Below are 19322 nucleotides of genomic sequence, written 5' to 3'. Positions count from 1 at the left end.
TCGCCACCCTCTCGAAACGTCGTTCCATGAGGCGGAACACGGACTTCAAGGAGCACGTCATGCGTACCCCCACCCGAACGGCCACTACTGCGTTGGCCTTCGCCGCCGCGGTCGCGGCTGCTGCGATGGCGGGCAGTCCCGCCGCCGCCACCGACGGCACCTCGCCCTTCACCCGGACGCTCGTCGCCGAGGACGTCGTCGGTCCGGCCTTCACCTCCGTCGGCGACCTCGTCGGTGACTCGCGACCCGAGCTGGTCTCCACCAGCTACGGCAAGCTCACGATGCAGGGTCCGGCGGCCTTCCCCGAGCCTGGCTCGGTCACCGTCTACGAGAACGCCGGCAAGAGGCGCGACGGCGGCGTCGACTCCTGGACCACGACGTCAGTGGTCGAGCCGTCGGACGGCATCATCTTCCCGAGCGAGCCGACCCTCGCCGACGTGGACCGTGACGGCGACGTCGACATCATCCAGCCGGCCGGCTACTTCTGGGACACCGGCATGGGCTTCAGCCGCGGATCGCTGACCTGGTGGGAGAACCACGACACCCCCCGCAGCGTGCGCGAGATCCTCGCGCTCGCGAAGTGCCCGCTGACCTCGCAGACGCTCGCGGCGCTCAAGGCGTGCATCGCCGAGCTGCGCGACTGGGAGCGGCACGACATCGTGACCGGCAGCCCTTTCGCGTACCACGACCTGCAGTTCGTGGACTTCGACGGCGACGGCCGCAAGGACATCGTCACGGTCGGCGAGCAGGGCTTCGTCCCGTCGAGCACGACCGACGACGTCGTCGCGCTCCAGTTCTTCAAGGGTGACGGCAAGGGCGGCTTCGCCGAGCCCATCAAGCTCGCGGACCGAGGCGGCAGCAGCCCGGTGGTCGCCGACGTCGACGGTGACGGCGACCTCGACATCGCCTCCGCGCAGTACTTCGGCGTCAGCCCGGTGGTCCTCGGACCCCCGAGCGGCGAAGCGTCGTTCGTGTGGTTCGAGCGTGTGGGCGACGCGACCGACGGCCTCTCGGCGTCCGACTTCCAGATGCACGAGATCAGCCGCGGCCAGGGCCCGTCGTTCAGCATCCACAAGGCGGACGACCTCTTCGGGGACGGCGTCGACCGCTGGGTCGGCGTCAACCACACCAACCTCGACAACGCGGGGCCGCCGGCCGTCCTTCGCGCCAAGCCGGACGTCTTCCTCCTGACCCCGGGTGCCGACCCGCGCACCCGCTGGACCGTCGCGCCGCTCGCCGCAGGCGTCGATCCTGGAGCGGAGTTCGTCGGGAGCACCCGTCCGGGCCAGGCAGCGCCGGGCAAGACCGGGTTCGGCGACATCGACGGTGACGGCGACACCGACCTCGCCGTGTCGGGTGACGGTGCTTTCCGTCTGTACTGGTTCGAGCAGACCGCCTCCGGCGTCTTCCAGCAGCGGTTGCTGCCGGAGTCGGAGGGCTGGGGTCAGGCCGGTGGCGCCAAGATCGCCGACCTCGACCGCAACGGCTCGAGCGACATCGTGTTCTCGAGCTTCGAGAACAACAAGATCGGGATCTGGAGCCACACCCCCTAACGCTTCCAGACCCTCGGAGGGCGGGCCGTCGATCATCGACGGTCCGCCCTTCGGCTTGTCCCACTCTTGCGCTGGCTCGACCTGCGGTCTACAGTCCTTCTTATACGTATATTGATACGCATAGCAGAACGGACTACGATGAGCGCATGCCGAACAAGACGATCTACGTCTCCGACAGCGACCTGCCGGTCTACCAACGCGCTCAGGAGCTCGTCGGAGGCAACCTCTCCAAGGCGATCGCCACAGCCCTCCGACGGTTCGTCGACACCGAGGAGGGCAAGCTCGAAGGCTTCTCGGAGATCACCGTCAAGGTCGGCGTCGGCAAGGGCCACCGCCAGCGGTTCGTCGCGGTCCAGCTCGCCGAGTGGGGCCGTTCCACGAAGGACCGGTACGAACGCTTCCGCGTCTACCAGGGCCGTACGGGCAAGTTCGTCGTCCACACCGAGCGCTCACCGGAGGTCGTCGCCACCGCAGGCGCCGACGGGAAGGCGACCGGATGGCGCCGACACTTCGCGAGCGACCAGACGTGGGGCACGGGTGTCGCGACCGCCTCCCTCGACGTCTACGACACACCCGCCGAGCTCGAGGCCCACGTCCCGGCCGAGCTGTACGCCCTCGTGAGCTCCGCCGTGGCCACACCGCCTGTCGAAGACCTCGACGTCTGACCCACGGTCCTCGCGACCGCCACCACCTACGCCGTCTGAACCCCGGCGGGCGCGAGCCTGCCCTCCTGCCGCACCCCATCTCTCGAGACGAGGAACCCATGACCACCCACGATCCGCGACCGCCCGCCCTCGAAGCAGCCGGTCTCCGCAAGTCCTACGGCGACAAGGTCGTCCTCGACGGCATCGACATCACCGTCGCCGCCGGTACGGTCTTCGCACTCCTGGGCCCGAACGGCGCAGGCAAGACCACGGCCGTCGAGATCCTGTCGACCCTCATCACCTCGGACGCCGGTGACGCTCGCGTCCTCGGCCACGACCTCGCGACCGCGCCCGACTCCGTCCGCGCACTGATCGGCGTCACCGGGCAGTTCTCGGCGGTCGACGGACTCCTCACCGCGGAGGAGAACCTCCTCCTCATCGCGGACCTGGTCCACCTCGACCGTGCGGAGGGCCGCCGACGCGCAGCCGACCTGCTCGCGCGGTTCGACCTCTCCGACGTCGCCACGCAGCGCGCTGCGACGTTCTCCGGCGGGATGAAGCGCCGCCTGGACCTCGCCATGACGCTGATGGGAGACCCACGCCTGATCTTCCTCGACGAGCCGACGACCGGTCTCGACCCGCGCAGCCGCCGGGCGGTGTGGGACATCGTCCGGGAGCTCGTCGCCGACGGCGTGACGATCTTCCTCACCACCCAGTACCTCGAGGAGGCCGACCAGCTCGCCGACACGATCGCGGTGCTCGACCACGGCAGGCTGATCGCCCAGGGCACGAGTGCCGAGCTCAAGCGGCTCGTCCCGCTCGGCCACGTCGACGTCGCCCTCACCGGCGGAGAGACGCAGCGGCTTCCGTACGACGGCGACGTCCGCACGCTCCGCGCCATCCTCGACGACCTCGACGCCTCGGGCGAGCAGGTCGCCGATCTCACGATCCACACCCCCGACCTCGATGACGTCTTCCTCGCCCTGACCGGCAACGAGTTGCCCGGCACACCGCAGCCCCAGGAGGCAGGACGATGACCACCGCTCTCGCACCCACCAACCGCCCGCAGGTCGTCCGCGACTCCGTCACGATGCTCCGCCGCAACCTCCTGCACGCGCTGCGCTACCCCGGCATGTCCGCGTGGACGATCGTGCAGCCGGTGATGTTCCTCGTCCTCTTCGGCGTCGTCTTCGGTGAAGCGTTCGGAGCCGGCGTCGGCGACGGCGGACGCGCGGCGTACATCACCTACATCACGCCGGCGATCCTCGCCATGACGGTGGCCATCGGGTCGATGATGACTGCGGTGTCGGTAGCGTCCGACATGACCGAGGGCATCATCGCCCGCTTCCGGACGATGGCGATCGCGCCGTCGTCGGTGCTGACGGGGCACGTGCTGGGCAGCCTGATCCTCAACGTGCTCGGGCTCGTCCTGGTCCTCGCGTTCGCCTTCGTCATCGGCTACCGCGCCGACGGGGGAGTCGGCGGCGTCCTCGCGGCGTTCGGGCTGCTGGTCGTGTTCGCGTACGCCCTCACGTGGCTCGGCGTGGCGCTCGGTCTGTCCAGCAAGACCGTCGAGGGAGCGAGCAACGTCATCCTGCCGATCATGCTGCTGCCGTTCTTCGGGAGCGGGTTCGTCCCGGTCGACACCATGCCGAGCGGCATCCGCTGGTTCGCCGAGTACCAGCCGTTCACCCCCATCATCGAGACCGTGCGTGGACTGGTCGAGAGCACGGACGTCGGCGGGACCACCCTGGCGCTCGCGATCGGGTGGACGGTCGTGATCGGAGTCGGCGGGTACGTGTGGGCGCGTGCGCTCTACCGTCGCGACGCGGTGCGCCGCTGACTCGTACGAGGTGACCGTACGACCGGGCCCGGGTTGCCGATGAGTTCGGCGGCCCGGCGCGGTCGTTCCTGCGACGTCCGAGAAGAGGAGAGCCATGGATCTGCAGGCCCGTGTCACCGAAGCCGTCGCCCCCTACGCCGCACGGTCCGAGCCGCCGGGGCTTGCCTGGCTCGTCGTACGCGGGGACGAGACCGCCGTCGGTGCCCACGGGTCGTACGGGCCCGACGACCCGACGCCCGTCCGACCCGACACCCCCTTCCGGATCTCGTCGGTCACGAAGCCGGTCGTCGCCGCGGCGGCCCTGTCCCTTCTCGACGACGGCACGCTGACCCTCGACGCCCCGGTCGAACGCTGGCTCCCCGAGCTCGCTGATCGCCGCGTCCTGCGCGACCCCGCCGGGCCGCTCGACGCTGATCCGTCCAAGAACACCGTCCCGGCCGACCGGGCCATCACGGTCGCCGACGTCCTCGAGCTCCGGCTCGGCCTTGGCCTGGACTTCAACGGACCGTTCCCGGGGCCTGTGCTCTCAGCACTCGCCGGCCTCGGTCTGCAGGCCGGCCCGCCGGCGCCGCAGACCAATCCCGACCCGGACACGTGGATGCGGGCGGTCGGGTCGGTGCCGTTGTCCTACCAGCCCGGAGAGCGTTGGCTCTACCACACGGGCTGCGAGGTTCTCGGTGTGCTGATCGCGCGGGCGGCAGGCGCGCCGCTTCCCGAGGTGCTCGCCGAACGCGTCCTCGACCCGCTCGGGATGACCAGCACCGGGTTCGGCGTACGACCGGAGCAGGCCGGCCGCCTCGGCCCGCACTGGCTGCCGCCGGACGGTGGGGCACTCACGGCGTACGACCCCGTCGACGGTCAGTGGTCCCGTCCTCCCGCCTTCCCCAACGGCGGCGACGGCCTGGTGTCGACCGTCGCCGACCTCGCCGCGTTCGGGCGGATGCTCCGCTCGGGCGGCGTCGCCGAGGACGGAGCACGGGTCCTCTCGGAGGAGGTCCTCGCAGACGCGACCAGACCGCGCGTGGGACAGATCGACGAGGACGGCCTCTCCGACTGGGGACTCGGGTTCGGGGTGAAGACCGGCGACCAGCCCGACGGACGCGGCACCGGGTCGTACGGGTGGGACGGAGGCATGGGCTCCACGCTGTGGATCGACCCCGCGGCGGACGTCGTGGCGGTGCTGCTCACCAACCAGATGTGGTCCTCGCCGCAGCCGACCGGGGTGTTCGAGGCGTTCTGGCGCGCCGCATGGGCGTGAGGCTCACTCGGACACCGTGACGACGACCTTGCCCAGGACGTCGCCCCTGACGAGCTTCCGCATCGCGTCGGGCATCGCGTCGAGCGGGTACGTGCTGTCGATCACCGGCCGGATCTCCCCCCGGGCCGCGAGATCGGCGACCGTCGCGAGGTCGTCGGCCTTGGTGACCGAGATGAACGACGCGAGCCGCTGACGGAGGAAGGGCGAGCGGACGAGCGCGATCAGCTGGCGCTCCAGGCCGCCGAGCCACCGCCCGCCACCCTCGCCACCGGTGAAGACGAGCGTCCCCTGCGGTGTGAGGAGCCGCCGCAGCCGCGAGATGGAGCGCAGCCCGCCGATGTCGAGGACGACGTCGAACCGACCGTCGACGCGCGTGAGGTCGTCGTGCACGTAGTCGAGGACGGGGTCGGCGCCCAACGCGCGCACGCCGTCGACCTTGTCGGTCCGGCACACACCGGCGACCTCGGCGCCGAGGACGCGCGCGAGCTGGACGGCGTACGACCCGACACCACCGGACGCGCCGATGACGAGGACGCGGTCGCCGGCCTTCACGCGGCCGACGTCGCGGACCGCCTGGAGGGCCGTCACGGCGGAGACCGGAAGCGCGGCAGCCTCGACGAACGTGAGCTCGGCGGGCTTCGGGACGAGATGCTTCGCCTTCGCGCGGGCCCGTTCTGCGTACGTGGCGGTGCCTGCTCCGAGCACCTCGTCGCCGACCGCGTGCTGGGTGACACCCTCACCGACCGCGCTCACCACGCCGGCGACCTCGATGCCTGCCGGCCATCGCGGTCGCCGGACACCCATCGCCACCCGCCCGACCAGAGGCCGACCCGTCATGAGGTGCCAGGCACCGCGGTCGAGGCCGGAGGCGCGGACATCGAGCACGACCTCGCCCCTGCCCGGCACGGGGTCGGGGACGTCGCGGAGCTCCAAGACGTCTGCGTCGCCGTACTCGTCTTGAACGACTGCCTTCACCTGAACCACAACCTTACGTTGTAAGGGGACGCTTCCACGCTAGCCTTACGTTGTAAGCCCGCGCAAGCCCTTTGCAGGAGGTTCCATGTCCCGGCGGCCGCCGCTGACCCGCGACGCCGTGCTCCGCACCGCGGTCGCGCTCGCCGACGAGTCCGGCGCCGCGTCCCTCACGATGCGTGCGCTGGCGCGCGAGCTGGGCGTCGAGGCGATGTCGCTCTACCACCACGTCGCCAACAAGGACGCGCTGCTCGACGGCATGGTCGACCTGGTCTTCGCGGAGATCGACCTGCCCGCCGCGGGAGGAGACTGGCGACCGGAGATCCGACGACGGTGCACCTCCGCCCGCGAGGTGCTGCTGCGTCATCCGTGGGCGGTCGGGTTCGTCGAGTCCCGCTCCGCGCCCGGCCCCGCGACGTTGCGCCACCACGAGGCGGTGCTGGCGTGCCTGCGGCAGGGCGGGTTCTCCGTCGTCCTCGCAGCGCACGCCTTCGCACTGCTCGACGCCCAGCTCTTCGGGCAGGTCGTGCAGGAGGTCAGCCTGCCGTTCGACGAACCGGACGGTGCCGGCGAGCTCGCGGCCGACATCCTGGGAGGGGCCGCTCCCGAAGACCTGCCCTACCTCACCGAGATCGCCGTCGAGCACGTCATGAAGCCCGGGTACGCGTTCGGCGACGAGTACGCGTACGGGCTCGACCTCATCCTGGACGCCCTCGAGCAGCGCCGGAACGCGGAGGCGTGACGCACCCGCCCTGTCGTACGGTCGGTCCATGGCATCACGGATCTCGCACACGACCATCGACGCGCACGACGCGTACGCCCAGTCGGAGTGGTGGAAGCAGGTGCTCGCCGGCTACACCGACGTCCCGGGCGACCCGAACGAGCCCGGCCACGACGAGTGCATGATCGTCCCGCCGACCGACGGCAGCGCCGGTGCGGCGGGCCCGGTGCTCTTCATCGAGGTGCCGGAGGACAAGGCGATCAAGAACCGCATCCATCTCGACCTGCGGCCGACGGACCGGTCACGCGACGAGGAGGTCGAACGGGTGGTCGCCCTCGGTGCGACCGCGCTCGACGATCGCCGCAACCCCGACGGCACGGGCTGGGTCGTGCTGGCCGATCCGGAGGGCAACGAGTTCTGCATCCTCCGCAGCGACGGCGAGGTCGCGGCGCAGGACGGCTGAGCCGCGATCAGGCGGCCGACCAGGACACGGTGGCCTGGAGGACGGCCTCGTCCAGCGCCTGCGTACGCCAGTGCGTGACCTGCTGGTAGTCCGGGTCGGCGACCATGCGGCTGAAGTGCTCGCGCGACGGGTACCGGACGAGCAGCACGGCATCCCATGCGCCCTGGCCCTCCTCGGCCACGAGCGTGGTGGACCCGTCCGCCGCGAAGATCACCTCCCCGCCGTACTTCGGCAAGAACGTCTCCTCGAGCGCGGCGGCGTACTTGTCATAGAGGTCGCGACCGTCCTCGGCGAACCGGAGCAGGTTCAGCATGACCACGGGGCCACCCGGGTCGTCGGCGAGGTAGCGCTTGAGGTCGGCACCGCGGGGATCGACAGCCATGGGGTGCATGATCGCACGCAGGCGGCGCATCATCGAGGCGCGCGGAACCCTGCCGCCTCGGCTGCGGCGGCGGACGCGAAGCACTCCTCCGGCACGGTCCGGGCGTACCACCGGGTGCCGGGCAGGTGATAGATGCGATCGCCGACGCCGTCGGGGACGTTGCCCTTGACCGGCTCCGCGGCAGGGCAGCTCGTGGGCTCCGGCGCGCCGTCCGAGCCGCCCGGCGCGGCCGCCTTCGCGAAACCCGCCGCGTACGACCACGTCGACTGCGGCAGCGCCGCCAGGTCGGCCGGCGTGCCGACGACCCGGGTGCAGCCGTCGAGGACGCGGGCGATCGCCGCCTTCAGCGGTGCGGTGACCCGCATGGCGTACGCGGACGCGACCCGCGTGAAGCGGATGGCGTAGGTGCAGCGGTACGGCTTGCTCGGCGGAAGCCACGCATCGGGCCCCGAGTCGGACTTGCTGGAGTTGGTCGGTCCGTCGACCGCGAGCAGGTTGAGCGGGTCGTTCGCGAATGCGACGCGTTTGCCCACCGGCCACTGCTGCGCGCCGAGCTGCCAGCTCAGCGACAGCGGGACCACGTGGTCGATCTGCACGGCCGCCGCCTCGGCCTTGCGGAAGGCGATCGTCGTGCCGGTGTAGGGGTCGTCGAGGCTGCCGGCGACGACCACGCACGCGTTGCGCCTCTCGACGTCGCGCAGGTCGCGGCCGAGGACGTTGTCACGGGTGCCGCAGCCGGTGCGGGTGACGTCGGCCCACGCCTGGCCGTACCGGGCGGCCCGGTCGTAGCCGGTCTTGGGTGCGCGTCCCGCGACCTGGAGCCCGTCGAGCATCGCGCGCGCCTTGCCGACCTGATCGGCGACCTCGGCGGGCGCGACGGGCGCGGCGGAGGCGGGCGCTCCCTGCGCGGTCTGCTCGCCGTCGACGGGGCCGCACGCCGACACGGCAAGGAGTGCGGCGGAGGCGGCCAGGACGAGACGTCGCGTACGGAGGGGCACCCGACGGTTCTACAGGACGGCTCGGACGGTGCGACGTCCTGCACCCGGCAGCGCTACCGTCGGAATCATGGACACCGAGTGGCATGATCCCGATGCGGTCTCGCTGATGCTGGACGACCTCGAGACCTGGGCCGTCGTCGGACTCTCCGGCGACCGGTCGCGTACGGCCTACCGGATCGCCGAGGCCCTCCAGGCGCGTGGCAAACGCATCGTCCCGATCCACCCCGACGCCCCGACGGTCCTGGGGGAGCAGGGGTACGCGACGCTGGCCGACGTCCCCTTCCCGGTGGACGTCGTGGACGTGTTCCGGCGCTCGGATGCGGCCGGGCCCTTCGCCGACCAGGCCGTCGAGATCGGCGCCAAGGCCGTGTGGTTCCAGCTCGGCGTCATCGACGAGGCCGCCTTCGAGCGCACCCGCTCCGCAGGGCTGGCCATGGTGATGGACACCTGCCCGATGATCGAGTGGTCACGCACCGACCGCGGGAACGGAGCGCCGTGAGCCCTTCGGCGACCGGACCCCTCCTCGTACCCCCGGGCCCGGGCAACCCCGGCGGCCTCGTCGTGCCCGAGGACGAGATCGACGAGCGCTTCTCGCGCTCACCCGGCCCTGGCGGGCAGTCGGTGAACACGACCGACAGCCGCGTGGAGATCGTCTTCGACGTCGCCGCGTCCCAGGCACTGACACCTCAGCAGCGCGACCGCGTCGTGGCCGCGCTCGGTCCCCGGATCAGCGTGACCGCCTCCGAGCACCGGTCCCAGCTGCGAAACCGGGTCGCTGCCCGGGAGCGGCTCGCGGAGCGACTGCGCACCGCGCTCGCGCCACCGCCTCGCCCGCGGGTCGCGACGAAGCCGACCCGCGGCTCGCAACGTCGTCGGATGGATGCGAAGCGCCGTCGCGGCGAGACGAAGGCCGGTCGCGGTCGGGTCCGCGACGAGTAGCCCCTCCGCCGGCTGAACGCGTGGAGCGCGTCGATACCCGCGGGGATACGCTCACACCATGACCGACGAGCAGCCTGAGAACACCGGCCCGGACCGCTGGACCGACGAGGCGAAGGACTCGTTCGTCCGTGCCGCCGAGGCCCTGACGTCCGCCCTCCGCACCCACACCGTGGCGGTCGCCGCTGCGGGGTCCGAGGCCGACGTCGCCACGATCACCGCGGCCAAGGACGCGCTCGCCGCAGCCCTCGAGGCGTACGACGAGGCGCAGTACGACTACAGCGGCACCTTCCCGCCGTTCGCGATCATCGAGGAAGACGTCGAGGACGGCCACGACCACACCCACGAGCCCGATCCCGACGCCGCGCCGCTCACGGACGAGGCGATCTCCGGCGTGACGATCCTCCAGCGCACCGACTACCGGATCACGGATCCCCAGGCGGTCCTCGCCGCGGGCATCGTCGCCCAGCGTGCCGCTCCGGACGAGATCGAGGGCCCGGTCGCCGACCTCGGCACTGCCCTCTACGCCCTCGCGCACGGCAGCGGGCCGGGCGGCTGGAGCCGCCTCGCCGACACCTCTGGCGTCGATCCGGTGGCGCAGGTGACGCTCGCCGTCGCCAACGAAGGGCTGCTGCCCGGCGACCCCGACGAGTGGCCCGAGGACTCGCTCAGCGTCGAGGAGGGCGAGCTCATCTTCCAGGAGGGCGCGACCTGGGTCGACTGAGACCCGCGGACGGCCCGGCTCACGAGCCGGGCCGCACCATCCACCGGCTGGGATCGTCGACGACCGCGAACGCCTCCCGCTCGTACAGACCGTGGGCGTCCCACCAAGTCAGGGGACGATGAACGTGAAGTCGGTGTTGGTCGCGGCGCCGGAGTCCCGCACCAGGGTGAACACGCCGAGCTCGTCGGCGTTGCAGAAGAAGCCGCCGAGAGTCGTCGCCGGCGTCGCGACGACACTGAACCACGTGGACGAGACCACGGCCGAGTTCAGCCGCGCGCGAGAGATCGGCGTCTTGAAGGAGATGCAGTAGTTCCCGACCGCCATGCCGGGGGCTCGACGCACGGCCGCGACCGAGGGCGACGCCGCCCCCAGGCTCGGCCCACTTCCGAGCACGTGCCCGTACGCGGTCGCGCTCCCCGCCGCGCCCGTCGCACCCCGCGCGCCCGTGGCACCCCGAGGCCCGACCGGACCTCGCGTCGCGATCGAGCGCTTCTTGGTCTTCTTCGGGCACTTTCCTTTGGTGCTCGCGCCGACGACGACACCCTTCTTGGTGACGCAGACCTTCACGCCGGCAGCCTGGAGCGACTGGGTTGCCGCTGCGGTGCCTCCGACGAGCACGGCTGCCGCGACGACCGCGCCGACGGCGAGCAGGGCTGGTGCTTTCATGGGCTTCTCCTGGGTTCGCGGTAGCGGGCGGACCCGACCGGCCCGCTCGTACCAGTGGTGAGGAAGTCTGACGGCCCCCTGTGTCCAGGGTGGGCGGGTTTGCATCACGGTCTGATCTCCCCGCACTGCTGCCTTCGTCGCGGCTGTTCCCTCTAGCGAAACACTGTTCCGACCGAGTAGGGTGCGGCGCATGACGACCGCGGTGATCACGGGCAGCAGCAAGGGGATCGGCTACGGCTTGGCGGTGGAGCTGCGGCGCCGCGGCTACGACGTCGTGGTGAGCGGGCGCGGCGAGGAGTCCGTCGCCGACGCCGCGAAGCGGATCGAGCAGACGGAGGGCACCGGTCAGGTCCTCGGCGTGGCCTGCGACGTGTCGGACCCCGCGTCGGTGCAGCAGCTGTGGGACCAGGCCGCGGCCGAGCTCGGCGCCGTCGACCTGTGGATCAACAACGCCGGCGTCGCCCGTACGGTCCACCCGGTCGTCGACCTCCGGCCCGAGTGGATCGTCGAGATGGTGACCTCCAACATGGTCGGCACGATCCTCGGCAGCCGCGTCGCCGTACGCGGCATGACCGCTCAGGGTCACGGCCAGCTCGTCAACATCCTCGGCGGTGGCTCGCACGGCAAGATCCGCCCCGGCATGACCGTGTACGGATCGACCAAGCGCGGCCTGCGCGCCTTCACGGAAGCACTCGTCCGGGAGACCGCGGACGGGCCGGTGAAGATCGCCTCGGTCAGCCCCGGCGTCGTCGTCACCGACGGCATGGTCCGCGAGGCCCACGAGCTCGGCCCCGAGGAGTTCGCCAAGGTCCGCAAGGCGATGAACGTCATCGCCGACCCGGTCAGCGAGGCTGCGCCGGCGATCGTCGACATGATCCTGTCGAGCCCCAAGCACGGTGCGAGCCTGCGCCGTGTCAGCGGCCTCGACATCGGGCTGCGGTTCGCCAAGGGCGGCAAGGGCCGCGACGTCTTCGCGGAGGTCGGGCTCTAGCCGAGGACGGTGCGCTCCAGGAACGCGTTGCGGAAGCACCCGTCGGGGTCGAGGCGGTCGGCGAGCTCGACGAAGTCGGGAAGCCGCGGATAGAGCTGCGCGATCCGGTCGGCATCCATCCCGAACCACTTGCCCCAGTGCGGCCGCGCCTCGAACGGCGCGAGCGCCTCTTCGATCTCCGGCAGGAGCCGGCGTACGCCGTCGGGGTCGCGGACGAGGGTGAAGTGGACCGCGACGGTGTCGCGTCCGTACGAAGGGCTCAGCCACAGGTCGCCGCCGGGCATCGTCCGGATCTCTGTCACCTGGAGCAGCGGGTCGATCCGGGGACCGAGCTCGCGCAAGGCCTCCAACGCAGGCACCGCGTGGTCGCGCGGCAGGAGGTACTCCGCCTGGATCTCCGCCCCGACGCTCGGCGTGAACCCCATCCGGAAGTGCGGCAGGCGCTCGTACCACGGGCCGCCGACTCCACCCTGCGCCGTCGCGTGGGCCGGATCCACGCCGAGGATCGGGTGCTGGTCGGAGGTCGCCGCAACGCCCCACGCCACCGAGGTGGCAGTCACGCCGCGAGTCTTCATCCACACCTGGTCGACCACGTCGGTGCTCCACCGCGTGAAGAGGCTGACGCTGTCGGCGGAGGCCGTCACGGCGTCGAGGTCGCCGAGCACCGAGTCCCAGGGAACCGCGTTGCGGACGAGCTGACCGACCTCGTACGCCGGCTCGACGCGCAGAGTCACTCGGGTCACGATCCCGAGCGCGCCCAGGCTCACCACGGCACCGGCGAAATCAGGGTCGCCCTCGCGCAGCGTCACGACGTCGCCGTCCGCACCGACGAGCTCGAGAGCCACGACGGCATCGGACAGCGTGGGGATCCGGTCGCCCGACCCGTGCGTGCCGGTCGCGATCGCGCCCGCGACCGAGATGTGCGGGAGGGACGCCATCGCCGCGAGCGCCCACCCGGCATCGTGCAGGACGGGCGCGATGTCGCCGTACCGTCTCCCCGCTCCCACGGTCGCCGTCCGCGCCTCGGGGTCGACGACCACCTCGGCCGGCATCGCGTCGAGGCTGACCAGGACACCGGGGGAGTCCGCGAGGTCGTGGAACGCGTGCCGGGTCCCGAGCGCACGGATCCGCGCGGCGGCGGCCACCGTGCGCCGAAGCTCGTCCATGCTCGTCGGGCGATGCAGGGCAGCAGCCTCGTACGTGTGGGTCTCTGCCCAGTTGCGTCCCGGCGTCGTCACGTCTCCACGGTCCCACGGGTACGGCGGAGCACGCACGAAGAAGGCCCCCGTCCGCTGGTCGCAGGACAGGGGCCTTCGGGTGTGGTGCGCGAGGGGGGACTTGAACCCCCACGTCCTTACGGACACTGGCACCTGAAGCCAGCGCGTCTGCCATTCCGCCACTCGCGCGAGTGCGAGGCAACTCTAACAGTCGGCCCCAATGGTGGATTCCGGGGGTGCGCCGTGCCCACACGGCGTACGAGCGCTCCGTCGCACACACCTGCCCGATACGATCAGGTGGACGCGCGGTGCTCTCGTCCGAAAGAGTACGCGTGTCCGTACGACGACGGCACCGACGACTGGAGGAGGTCGCAGCGATGGGAGTGCTGCAGCGCTTCGAGCAACGGCTCGAGAATGCTGTGTCGGGTGCCTTTGCCCGGGTGTTCCAGAGCGCCGTGCAGCCCGTCGAGATCGCAGCCGCCCTGCAGCGCGAGCTCGACAGCGGCGCCCAGATCCTGTCGCGCGATCGTGTCCTGGTCCCCAACGACTTCACCGTCGAGCTGGCAGAGACCGACTACGAGCGCCTCGCCCCGTACGGAGGCACGCTGTCGGGCGAGCTCTCGGAGCTGGTGCACGAGCACGTCGCCGAGCAGCACTACACGCTCGCGGGCCCTCTCAAGATGGAGTTCGTCCACCAGCCCGACCTCACGACCGGCCGGTTCCGCATCCGCTCGCGCGCGTCGGCCGCGGTGACGCCGGCTGCCGGCGTCCGCATGACCGACACCGCGGTCGCCAAGGCACCGCTCGTGCTCGAGGTCAACGGCGTCCGCCATCCCGTCGAGCCCCCCGGCGTCGTGATCGGCCGCGGCACCGAGGCCCAGCTGCGCATCAACGACCCCGGTGTCTCGCGTCGTCACGCCCAGGTGCGGCTGATCGTCGAGGGTGCCGGGGTGCGCGTCGCGATCGAGGACCTCGGGTCCACCAACGGCATCGTGGTCGACGGTCGGCGCGTGACCCATGCCGTGCTGGCCGACGGCTCTCGGATCCAGCTCGGCAACACGCTCATCGTGGTCCGCAACCCCCACGCCCGCCCCGGTCCTCCCGTCGGTCCGACCGGCCCGGTCGCACCGTCCGGCCCGCGCCCGTCCGCTCCGTCGGGCCCGATGCCCAGCTCGGGGCCGATCCCACCCGCAGGACCGCCTCCGCAGGCCGGTCCGCAAGGTGGTCGCTGGTGACCGACCTGACGCTGACCCTCATCCAGCTCGGATTCCTCGCGGTTCTCTGGCTGTTCGTCCTGTCCGCCGTGTCCGTGATCCGGTCCGACATCTTCGGCGCCAAGGTCGACACCCCGCGCGCGCCCAAGCAGCCCCGCCAGAAGGCCCCCAAGCAGAAGACACCCAAGGGTGGCCGCAAGCCGAAGCGCGGCATGCCGTCCACCCTCGTCGTCATCGACGGCCCCAACGCCGGTCAGATGGTCCCCGTCACCGGTGCCGACATCCTCCTCGGACGCGGCACCGACGCTGCGATCCGCCTCGACGACGACTACGTGTCGACCCGCCACGCACGCTTCTCCACCAACGGCCAGCAGTGGTACGTCGAGGACCTCGGCTCCACCAACGGCACCTACCTCGGCAGCACACGCGTGACGTCCCCCGTCCCGGTCGACCTTGGCGTCGCCGTACGCCTCGGCAAGACCGTGGTGGAGCTCCGGAAGTAGGACGGCGCCGTGACGACCCAACAGCTCCGCCTCGGCTACACCTACGTCGCGCTCTCCGACGTGGGGCGGCGTCGTTCGTCCAACCAGGACTCCGGCTTCGCCAGCCAGCACATGCTGGTGATCGCGGACGGCATGGGCGGCGCCGCGGCCGGTGACCTGGCGTCGTCCGAGGTCATGCACGTCGTACGCCGCCTGGACGGTCCCCCCTCGGGCGACGTGATCGAGGCGCTCGCCGGCGCCGTCCACCGCGCCAACGACCGTCTCGCCGAGGTCATCGAGGACGACCCGAGCGTCGAAGGCATGGGCACGACCCTCACGGCGCTGCTGTGGAACGGCACGACGTTCGGCCTCGCCCACATCGGCGACTCCCGCGCGTACCTCATGCGCGAGGGACAGCTGCACCAGATCACGAAGGACCACACCCTGGTCCAGAGCCTGGTCGACGAAGGCCGGCTCACCCGTGAGGGCGCACGGACGCACCCCAACCGCTCGCTGATCCTGCGCGTGCTGCTCGGACGCGACGAGTCCGAGCCCGACCTCACGCTCATCGAGCCCCAGGTCGGCGACCGCTACCTCCTCTGCAGCGACGGCCTCTCCGACATGGTCGACGACCAGGGCATCGCCGACGTGCTGCGCACCGCCCCCAACGTCGACGCGGCGGCCGTCGAGCTCGTCCAGCGCGCGCTCGCCGCGGGTGGAGCCGACAACGTGACGGTGATCCTCGGCGAGATGATCGACCTCGACGCGCCGGTCGATCCGTCACTGGCCAGCGCCGACGGCCAGCCCATGCTCGTCGGCGCGGCCGCCGAGCAGGCACGCCGCGGTGGCCGCCAGACGTCCACGTCGACGAGCCTGGACGCCGTGGAGGCGGTCGACGAGGACGAGACCGACGGCGTCGACGGCGCCCGCCGCGAGTCGAACGACCCCGAAGCCCTCCGCTACGCGCCGCGACCGCCTCGTCGCCATCCCTGGGTCCGCCGGTTGGCGGTGCTCCTGGTCGTCGTCGGTCTCCTCGCCCTCGCGGGCAAGCTCGCGTACGACTGGACCCAGGACCAGTTCTACGTCGGCACGTCCGACGGCAACGTCACCATCTTCCGCGGCATCCAGGCCGACGTGCCTCTGATCGACCTCGACAGCGTCGAAGAGGTCACCGACGTCACGGTCGCCTCGCTGCCCACCTTCCGGGCCGAGCAGGTTGAGAAGGGCATCACGTCGACGTCGCTCGACGACGCGCGCGACACCGTCCAGCAGCTGCGCGAGATCGCGGCGCTGTGCGCCGACCCCGCCCGGGCCAACACGCCCGGCGCCGAGTGCGGAGGTGCCGAATGAGCACACCGACTCCCTCCAGCGCCGTCGTCTACCGCAAGCGCCGAGGCGCCGAGGCGGTCCTCGTCGCCCTGGCACTGTGCATCGTGATCGCCGCGTTCTGTGCGGTCGGGCTCGGAGCCCGCGACAAGATCCCCGGGTTCGTGGTCGGTCTCTCGGTGTGCCTCGTCGTGATCGCGGTCGCCACCCATCTCGTGGTGCGGTTCATCGCCCCGTACGCCGACCCGGTGCTCGTGCCGCTCGTCGTCACCCTCAATGGCCTGGGCGTGGCGATGATCTACCGGATCGACCTCGCCGAGATCGACAAGTCCGGCGCCGACGCCAACCAGTTCGCGGGCAGGCAGGTGCTGTGGACGGTGCTGGGTCTCGCGCTGTTCGTCGCCGTCCTGCTGATCGTGCGCGACCACCGCAAGCTCCAGCGCTTCACCTACACCTTCGGACTCGTCGCGTTCGTGCTGCTGCTCCTGCCGCTCCTTCCCGTGATCGGCACCGAGATCAACGGCGCCCGCATCTGGGTCCGCGTCGGTGCGTTCAGCCTGCAGCCGGGCGAGTTCGCCAAGATCTGCCTCGCCATCTTCTTCGCCGGCTACCTCGTCGTGAAGCGCGACGCCCTCGCTCTGGCGGGTCGCCGGTTCATGGGCATCGACTTCCCCCGTGGACGCGACCTCGGCCCGATCCTCGTCGCCTGGCTCGTCAGCCTCGGCGTCCTCGTCTTCCAGCGCGACCTCGGTTCCTCGCTGCTCTTCTTCGGCCTGTTCGTCGTGATGCTCTACATCGCGACCGAGCGGCCCGGCTGGCTCGTCGTCGGCACCACGCTGTTCCTCGGTGGTGCGACGTTCGCCGCGATGACGTTCAGCCACGTGCAGTCGCGGATCGACGCATGGCTCCACCCGTTCCCGGTGAGCGACAGCACGTTCCAGCTGGTGCAGGGCCTGTACGGCATGGCCTGGGGCGGTCTCCTCGGTCGCGGGCTGGGGCAGGGCAGCCCCGAGATCACGCCGTTCGGCTACTCCGACTTCATCTTCGCCTCGATCGGCGAGGAGCTGGGCCTGGCCGGGGCGATGGCGGTCATCCTCATGTACGCCCTGATCGTCGAGCGTGGCCTGCGCACGGCGCTGCTGTGCCGTGACGCGTTCGGCAAGCTCCTCGCGGCAGGCCTCGCCGTCTCGATCGCGCTCCAGGTCTTCGTCGTCGTCGGCGGCGTCACCCGGGTCATCCCGTTGACCGGTCTGACGACGCCGTTCATGTCGTACGGCGGATCGTCGATCCTCGCGAACTGGGCGATCATCGCCCTGCTGCTGCGCATCAGCGACCAGAGCCGTCGCCCGCCGCCGGAGTCCGCCCCGCTCCAGATGGACGACGCGACCCAGGTGGTGAAGCTGTGAACCGGCCGATCCGCGTGATGTCGCTCGTGTGCCTGGCGCTCTTCGTGTCGCTGCTCCTCGCCGTCAACTACATCCAGTTCGTCGACGCCGAGACGCTGAACGCCAAGAACGGCAACCGCCGCGTCATCGACGAGGAGTTCTCCCGCGAGCGCGGTCCGATCCTGGTCGGCGACCGTCCGATCGCCGAGAGCGTCCCGGTCGACGACCAGTGGCAGTTCCAGCGTCGCTATCCCGACGGCAAGCTGTACGCCGACATCACCGGCTACTTCAGCTACACGTACGGACGCAGCGCGCTCGAGCAGTCCCAGAACTCGATCCTGTCGGGCAGCGACAGCCGCCTGTTCGTCAACCGTGTGGTCGACCTCATCGGTTCCAACCAGCCCCGCGGCGGCAGCGTCTCGCTGACGGTCAACCGCAAGGCGCAGCGCGCCGCAGCAGAGGGCCTCGCCGACCTGCCCGGTGACGCCAAGGGCGCCGCCGTCGCCATCGACCCGAGCACCGGGGCCGTTCTCGCGATGACCGGCACCCCGACGTACAACCCCAACGTGCTCGCGAGCCACGACCTGAGTGCCGTGTCCGACGCGTGGGAGCGGCTCAACGCCAACGACAACCAGCCGATGCTCAACCGCAGCACCCAGCAGAGCCTGCCGCCGGGGTCGACCTTCAAGATCGTCACCGCGGCGGCCGCGATGGAGAAGCTCGGCCTCAAGCCCGACAGCACGGTCAAGGGCGGGTCGTCGCTCTCGGCGCCCGGCTTCGGGTCGTACGAGCTGGTCAACCAGGGCGGCGGCAACTGCGGCGGCAACAAGATCACGCTCACGCAGGCGCTCGAGGTGTCCTGCAACGTCACCTTCGGCGACCTGGCGATGCAGGTCGGTCAGGCCGGGATGCAGGAGCAGGCTGACGCGTTCGGCTTCTCGCGCCGCCCGATCGACCAGGTCCCCAGCAACCCGAGCCAGTTCACGCAAGATCCCGACGTCGAGCTCGAGCCCCCGCAGCTCGCGCAGAGCGGCATCGGGCAGTTCGAGGTGTCGGCGACCCCCTTGCAGATGGCGATGGCGACCGGCGCGATCGCGAACGGCGGCGCGCTGATGCAGCCCTACCTCGTCTCGACCGTGCGCTCCCCGGATCTCAAGACCATTGAGACCGCCGAGCCCGAGAAGATCAGGGACGCGATCTCCGGCGGGACGGCTGCCAGCCTCAGCCAGATGATGGTCGACGTGGTGGACAACGGCACCGGCGCACCGGCCGCGATCTCGGGCGTCGAGGTCGGTGGCAAGACGGGGACTGCACAGTCCACGCCTGACCGTCCTCCCTACGCGTGGTTCGTCTCGTTCGCCCCTGCCGACGACCCCAAGGTCGCCGTCGCGGTGGTGGTCGAGTCGTCCAGCACGGGACGCGACGACATCTCCGGCGGCCGCCTCGCCGGACCCATCGCGAAGTCGATCATCGAGGCGGTGATCGGCCGATGACGTGGCCTCGCACACGGCATCTCACCGCCGAGCCGCTATTTTTGAGCAGTTGCC

General features: G+C 71.0%; 21 protein-coding genes and 1 tRNA gene. 16 read left to right on the top strand and 6 right to left on the bottom strand.

Annotated elements, in window-relative coordinates:
• The first annotated feature begins 59 nt into the window (after nucleotides 1-59).
• The 5 genes from AB3M34_RS00240 (at nucleotide 60) to AB3M34_RS00220 (ending at nucleotide 5298) form a co-directional block, all read left to right on the top strand.
• Nucleotides 60-1553: an FG-GAP repeat domain-containing protein gene (locus AB3M34_RS00240; protein WP_370617072.1), complete on the top strand. Its 1494-nt coding sequence runs from the start codon at nucleotides 60-62 to the stop codon at nucleotides 1551-1553.
• A 146-nt stretch (nucleotides 1554-1699) separates the two neighbouring features.
• Nucleotides 1700-2218 carry an EXLDI protein gene (locus AB3M34_RS00235; protein WP_370617071.1) on the top strand — a complete coding sequence of 173 codons (519 nt, stop codon included), beginning with the start codon at nucleotides 1700-1702 and terminating at the stop codon, nucleotides 2216-2218.
• 98 nt (nucleotides 2219-2316) lie between these two features.
• On the top strand, nucleotides 2317-3234 hold the full coding sequence (locus tag AB3M34_RS00230; protein WP_370617070.1) for an ABC transporter ATP-binding protein: 918 nt from the start codon (nucleotides 2317-2319) through the stop codon (nucleotides 3232-3234).
• Nucleotides 3231-4040 carry an ABC transporter permease gene (locus AB3M34_RS00225; protein WP_370617069.1) on the top strand — a complete coding sequence of 270 codons (810 nt, stop codon included), beginning with the start codon at nucleotides 3231-3233 and terminating at the stop codon, nucleotides 4038-4040. Before AB3M34_RS00230 ends, AB3M34_RS00225 begins: the two co-directional genes overlap by 4 nt.
• Before the next feature lie 94 nt (nucleotides 4041-4134).
• Complete coding sequence (locus AB3M34_RS00220; RefSeq protein WP_370617068.1) at nucleotides 4135-5298, top strand: serine hydrolase domain-containing protein; 1164 nt, start codon at nucleotides 4135-4137, stop codon at nucleotides 5296-5298.
• A 3-nt stretch (nucleotides 5299-5301) separates the two neighbouring features.
• Here AB3M34_RS00220 and AB3M34_RS00215 read toward each other — a convergent pair whose 3' ends face one another.
• Nucleotides 5302-6273 carry an NAD(P)-dependent alcohol dehydrogenase gene (locus tag AB3M34_RS00215; protein WP_370617067.1) on the bottom strand — a complete coding sequence of 324 codons (972 nt, stop codon included), beginning with the start codon at nucleotides 6271-6273 and terminating at the stop codon, nucleotides 5302-5304.
• A gap of 85 nt (nucleotides 6274-6358) precedes the next feature.
• Between AB3M34_RS00215 and AB3M34_RS00210 the strand changes: the two genes are divergently transcribed.
• Nucleotides 6359-7012: a TetR/AcrR family transcriptional regulator C-terminal domain-containing protein gene (locus tag AB3M34_RS00210; RefSeq protein ID WP_370617066.1), complete on the top strand. Its 654-nt coding sequence runs from the start codon at nucleotides 6359-6361 to the stop codon at nucleotides 7010-7012.
• A 28-nt stretch (nucleotides 7013-7040) separates the two neighbouring features.
• On the top strand, nucleotides 7041-7454 hold the full coding sequence (locus AB3M34_RS00205; RefSeq protein ID WP_370617065.1) for a VOC family protein: 414 nt from the start codon (nucleotides 7041-7043) through the stop codon (nucleotides 7452-7454).
• 7 nt (nucleotides 7455-7461) lie between these two features.
• On the opposite strand, the gene AB3M34_RS00200 is transcribed toward AB3M34_RS00205, so the two are convergent.
• Nucleotides 7462-7836 carry a DUF1330 domain-containing protein gene (locus tag AB3M34_RS00200; protein ID WP_370617064.1) on the bottom strand — a complete coding sequence of 125 codons (375 nt, stop codon included), beginning with the start codon at nucleotides 7834-7836 and terminating at the stop codon, nucleotides 7462-7464.
• Between the two features lie 29 nt (nucleotides 7837-7865).
• Complete coding sequence (locus AB3M34_RS00195; RefSeq protein ID WP_370617063.1) at nucleotides 7866-8834, bottom strand: HNH endonuclease family protein; 969 nt, start codon at nucleotides 8832-8834, stop codon at nucleotides 7866-7868.
• Nucleotides 8835-8901: 67 nt separating this feature from the next.
• On the opposite strand from AB3M34_RS00195, the gene AB3M34_RS00190 reads away from it, so the two are divergent.
• Genes AB3M34_RS00190 through AB3M34_RS00180 form a run of 3 tightly spaced genes read left to right on the top strand, consistent with a single transcriptional unit; the run spans nucleotide 8902 to nucleotide 10494 of the window.
• Nucleotides 8902-9333 carry a CoA-binding protein gene (locus AB3M34_RS00190; RefSeq protein WP_370617062.1) on the top strand — a complete coding sequence of 144 codons (432 nt, stop codon included), beginning with the start codon at nucleotides 8902-8904 and terminating at the stop codon, nucleotides 9331-9333.
• Complete coding sequence (arfB, locus tag AB3M34_RS00185) at nucleotides 9330-9773, top strand: alternative ribosome rescue aminoacyl-tRNA hydrolase ArfB (RefSeq protein ID WP_370617061.1); 444 nt, start codon at nucleotides 9330-9332, stop codon at nucleotides 9771-9773. The genes AB3M34_RS00190 and arfB overlap by 4 nt, the downstream gene beginning before the upstream one ends.
• A 58-nt stretch (nucleotides 9774-9831) precedes the next feature.
• Entirely contained in the window at nucleotides 9832-10494 is a 663-nt protein-coding gene (locus AB3M34_RS00180; protein ID WP_370617060.1) for a hypothetical protein, read from the top strand.
• Nucleotides 10495-10602: 108 nt separating this feature from the next.
• On the opposite strand, the gene AB3M34_RS00175 is transcribed toward AB3M34_RS00180, so the two are convergent.
• Nucleotides 10603-11160, bottom strand: a complete 558-nt coding sequence (locus AB3M34_RS00175; protein WP_370617059.1) for a hypothetical protein — start codon at nucleotides 11158-11160, stop codon at nucleotides 10603-10605.
• A 190-nt stretch (nucleotides 11161-11350) separates the two neighbouring features.
• Here AB3M34_RS00175 and AB3M34_RS00170 point away from each other — a divergent pair, with 190 nt between their 5' ends.
• Entirely contained in the window at nucleotides 11351-12151 is an 801-nt protein-coding gene (locus tag AB3M34_RS00170; RefSeq protein ID WP_370617058.1) for an SDR family oxidoreductase, read from the top strand.
• Here the strand turns inward: AB3M34_RS00170 and AB3M34_RS00165 are convergent.
• Together AB3M34_RS00165 and AB3M34_RS00160 are read right to left on the bottom strand one after the other, a co-directional pair.
• Nucleotides 12148-13389 carry an FAD-binding protein gene (locus tag AB3M34_RS00165; RefSeq protein ID WP_370617057.1) on the bottom strand — a complete coding sequence of 414 codons (1242 nt, stop codon included), beginning with the start codon at nucleotides 13387-13389 and terminating at the stop codon, nucleotides 12148-12150. The genes AB3M34_RS00170 and AB3M34_RS00165 overlap by 4 nt on opposite strands.
• 82 nt (nucleotides 13390-13471) lie before the next feature.
• Nucleotides 13472-13557: transfer RNA gene (locus AB3M34_RS00160), tRNA-Leu, on the bottom strand.
• 188 nt (nucleotides 13558-13745) lie between these two features.
• Here AB3M34_RS00160 and AB3M34_RS00155 point away from each other — a divergent pair.
• The 5 genes from AB3M34_RS00155 to AB3M34_RS00135 are packed head-to-tail and all read left to right on the top strand — an operon-like array spanning nucleotide 13746 to nucleotide 19268.
• On the top strand, nucleotides 13746-14603 hold the full coding sequence (locus AB3M34_RS00155) for an FhaA domain-containing protein (RefSeq protein ID WP_370617056.1): 858 nt from the start codon (nucleotides 13746-13748) through the stop codon (nucleotides 14601-14603).
• Nucleotides 14600-15085 carry an FHA domain-containing protein FhaB/FipA gene (locus AB3M34_RS00150; protein ID WP_370617055.1) on the top strand — a complete coding sequence of 162 codons (486 nt, stop codon included), beginning with the start codon at nucleotides 14600-14602 and terminating at the stop codon, nucleotides 15083-15085. The genes AB3M34_RS00155 and AB3M34_RS00150 overlap by 4 nt, the downstream gene beginning before the upstream one ends.
• Nucleotides 15086-15094: 9 nt before the next feature.
• Nucleotides 15095-16414 carry a PP2C family protein-serine/threonine phosphatase gene (locus tag AB3M34_RS00145; protein WP_370617054.1) on the top strand — a complete coding sequence of 440 codons (1320 nt, stop codon included), beginning with the start codon at nucleotides 15095-15097 and terminating at the stop codon, nucleotides 16412-16414.
• Entirely contained in the window at nucleotides 16411-17796 is a 1386-nt protein-coding gene (locus AB3M34_RS00140; RefSeq protein WP_370617053.1) for an FtsW/RodA/SpoVE family cell cycle protein, read from the top strand. Before AB3M34_RS00145 ends, AB3M34_RS00140 begins: the two co-directional genes overlap by 4 nt.
• Nucleotides 17793-19268, top strand: coding sequence for a peptidoglycan D,D-transpeptidase FtsI family protein (locus AB3M34_RS00135; RefSeq protein ID WP_370617052.1), 1476 nt, complete (start codon nucleotides 17793-17795; stop codon nucleotides 19266-19268). The genes AB3M34_RS00140 and AB3M34_RS00135 overlap by 4 nt, the downstream gene beginning before the upstream one ends.
• Nucleotides 19269-19322 lie beyond the last annotated feature (54 nt).

This window comes from Mumia sp. Pv4-285 (assembly GCF_041320275.1).
GTDB lineage: Bacteria > Actinomycetota > Actinomycetes > Propionibacteriales > Nocardioidaceae > Mumia > Mumia qirimensis.
Note: the sequence above shows the minus strand (reverse complement) of the source record. Positions and strands in the feature narration are given on the sequence as shown.

Excerpts from the sequence above, each read along its gene's own strand:
- AB3M34_RS00240 (WP_370617072.1), top strand. The coding sequence starts at position 60 with ATGCGTACCCCCACCCGAACGGCCACTACTGCGTTGGCCTTCGCCGCC.
- AB3M34_RS00235 (WP_370617071.1), top strand. The coding sequence starts at position 1,700 with ATGCCGAACAAGACGATCTACGTCTCCGACAGCGACCTGCCGGTCTAC.
- AB3M34_RS00230 (WP_370617070.1), top strand. The coding sequence starts at position 2,317 with ATGACCACCCACGATCCGCGACCGCCCGCCCTCGAAGCAGCCGGTCTC.
- AB3M34_RS00225 (WP_370617069.1), top strand. The coding sequence starts at position 3,231 with ATGACCACCGCTCTCGCACCCACCAACCGCCCGCAGGTCGTCCGCGAC.
- AB3M34_RS00220 (WP_370617068.1), top strand. The coding sequence starts at position 4,135 with ATGGATCTGCAGGCCCGTGTCACCGAAGCCGTCGCCCCCTACGCCGCA.
- AB3M34_RS00210 (WP_370617066.1), top strand. The coding sequence starts at position 6,359 with ATGTCCCGGCGGCCGCCGCTGACCCGCGACGCCGTGCTCCGCACCGCG.
- AB3M34_RS00205 (WP_370617065.1), top strand. The coding sequence starts at position 7,041 with ATGGCATCACGGATCTCGCACACGACCATCGACGCGCACGACGCGTAC.
- AB3M34_RS00200 (WP_370617064.1), bottom strand. The coding sequence starts at position 7,836 with ATGGCTGTCGATCCCCGCGGTGCCGACCTCAAGCGCTACCTCGCCGAC.
- AB3M34_RS00190 (WP_370617062.1), top strand. The coding sequence starts at position 8,902 with ATGGACACCGAGTGGCATGATCCCGATGCGGTCTCGCTGATGCTGGAC.
- AB3M34_RS00180 (WP_370617060.1), top strand. The coding sequence starts at position 9,832 with ATGACCGACGAGCAGCCTGAGAACACCGGCCCGGACCGCTGGACCGAC.
- AB3M34_RS00175 (WP_370617059.1), bottom strand. The coding sequence starts at position 11,160 with ATGAAAGCACCAGCCCTGCTCGCCGTCGGCGCGGTCGTCGCGGCAGCC.
- AB3M34_RS00170 (WP_370617058.1), top strand. The coding sequence starts at position 11,351 with ATGACGACCGCGGTGATCACGGGCAGCAGCAAGGGGATCGGCTACGGC.
- AB3M34_RS00155 (WP_370617056.1), top strand. The coding sequence starts at position 13,746 with ATGGGAGTGCTGCAGCGCTTCGAGCAACGGCTCGAGAATGCTGTGTCG.
- AB3M34_RS00140 (WP_370617053.1), top strand. The coding sequence starts at position 16,411 with ATGAGCACACCGACTCCCTCCAGCGCCGTCGTCTACCGCAAGCGCCGA.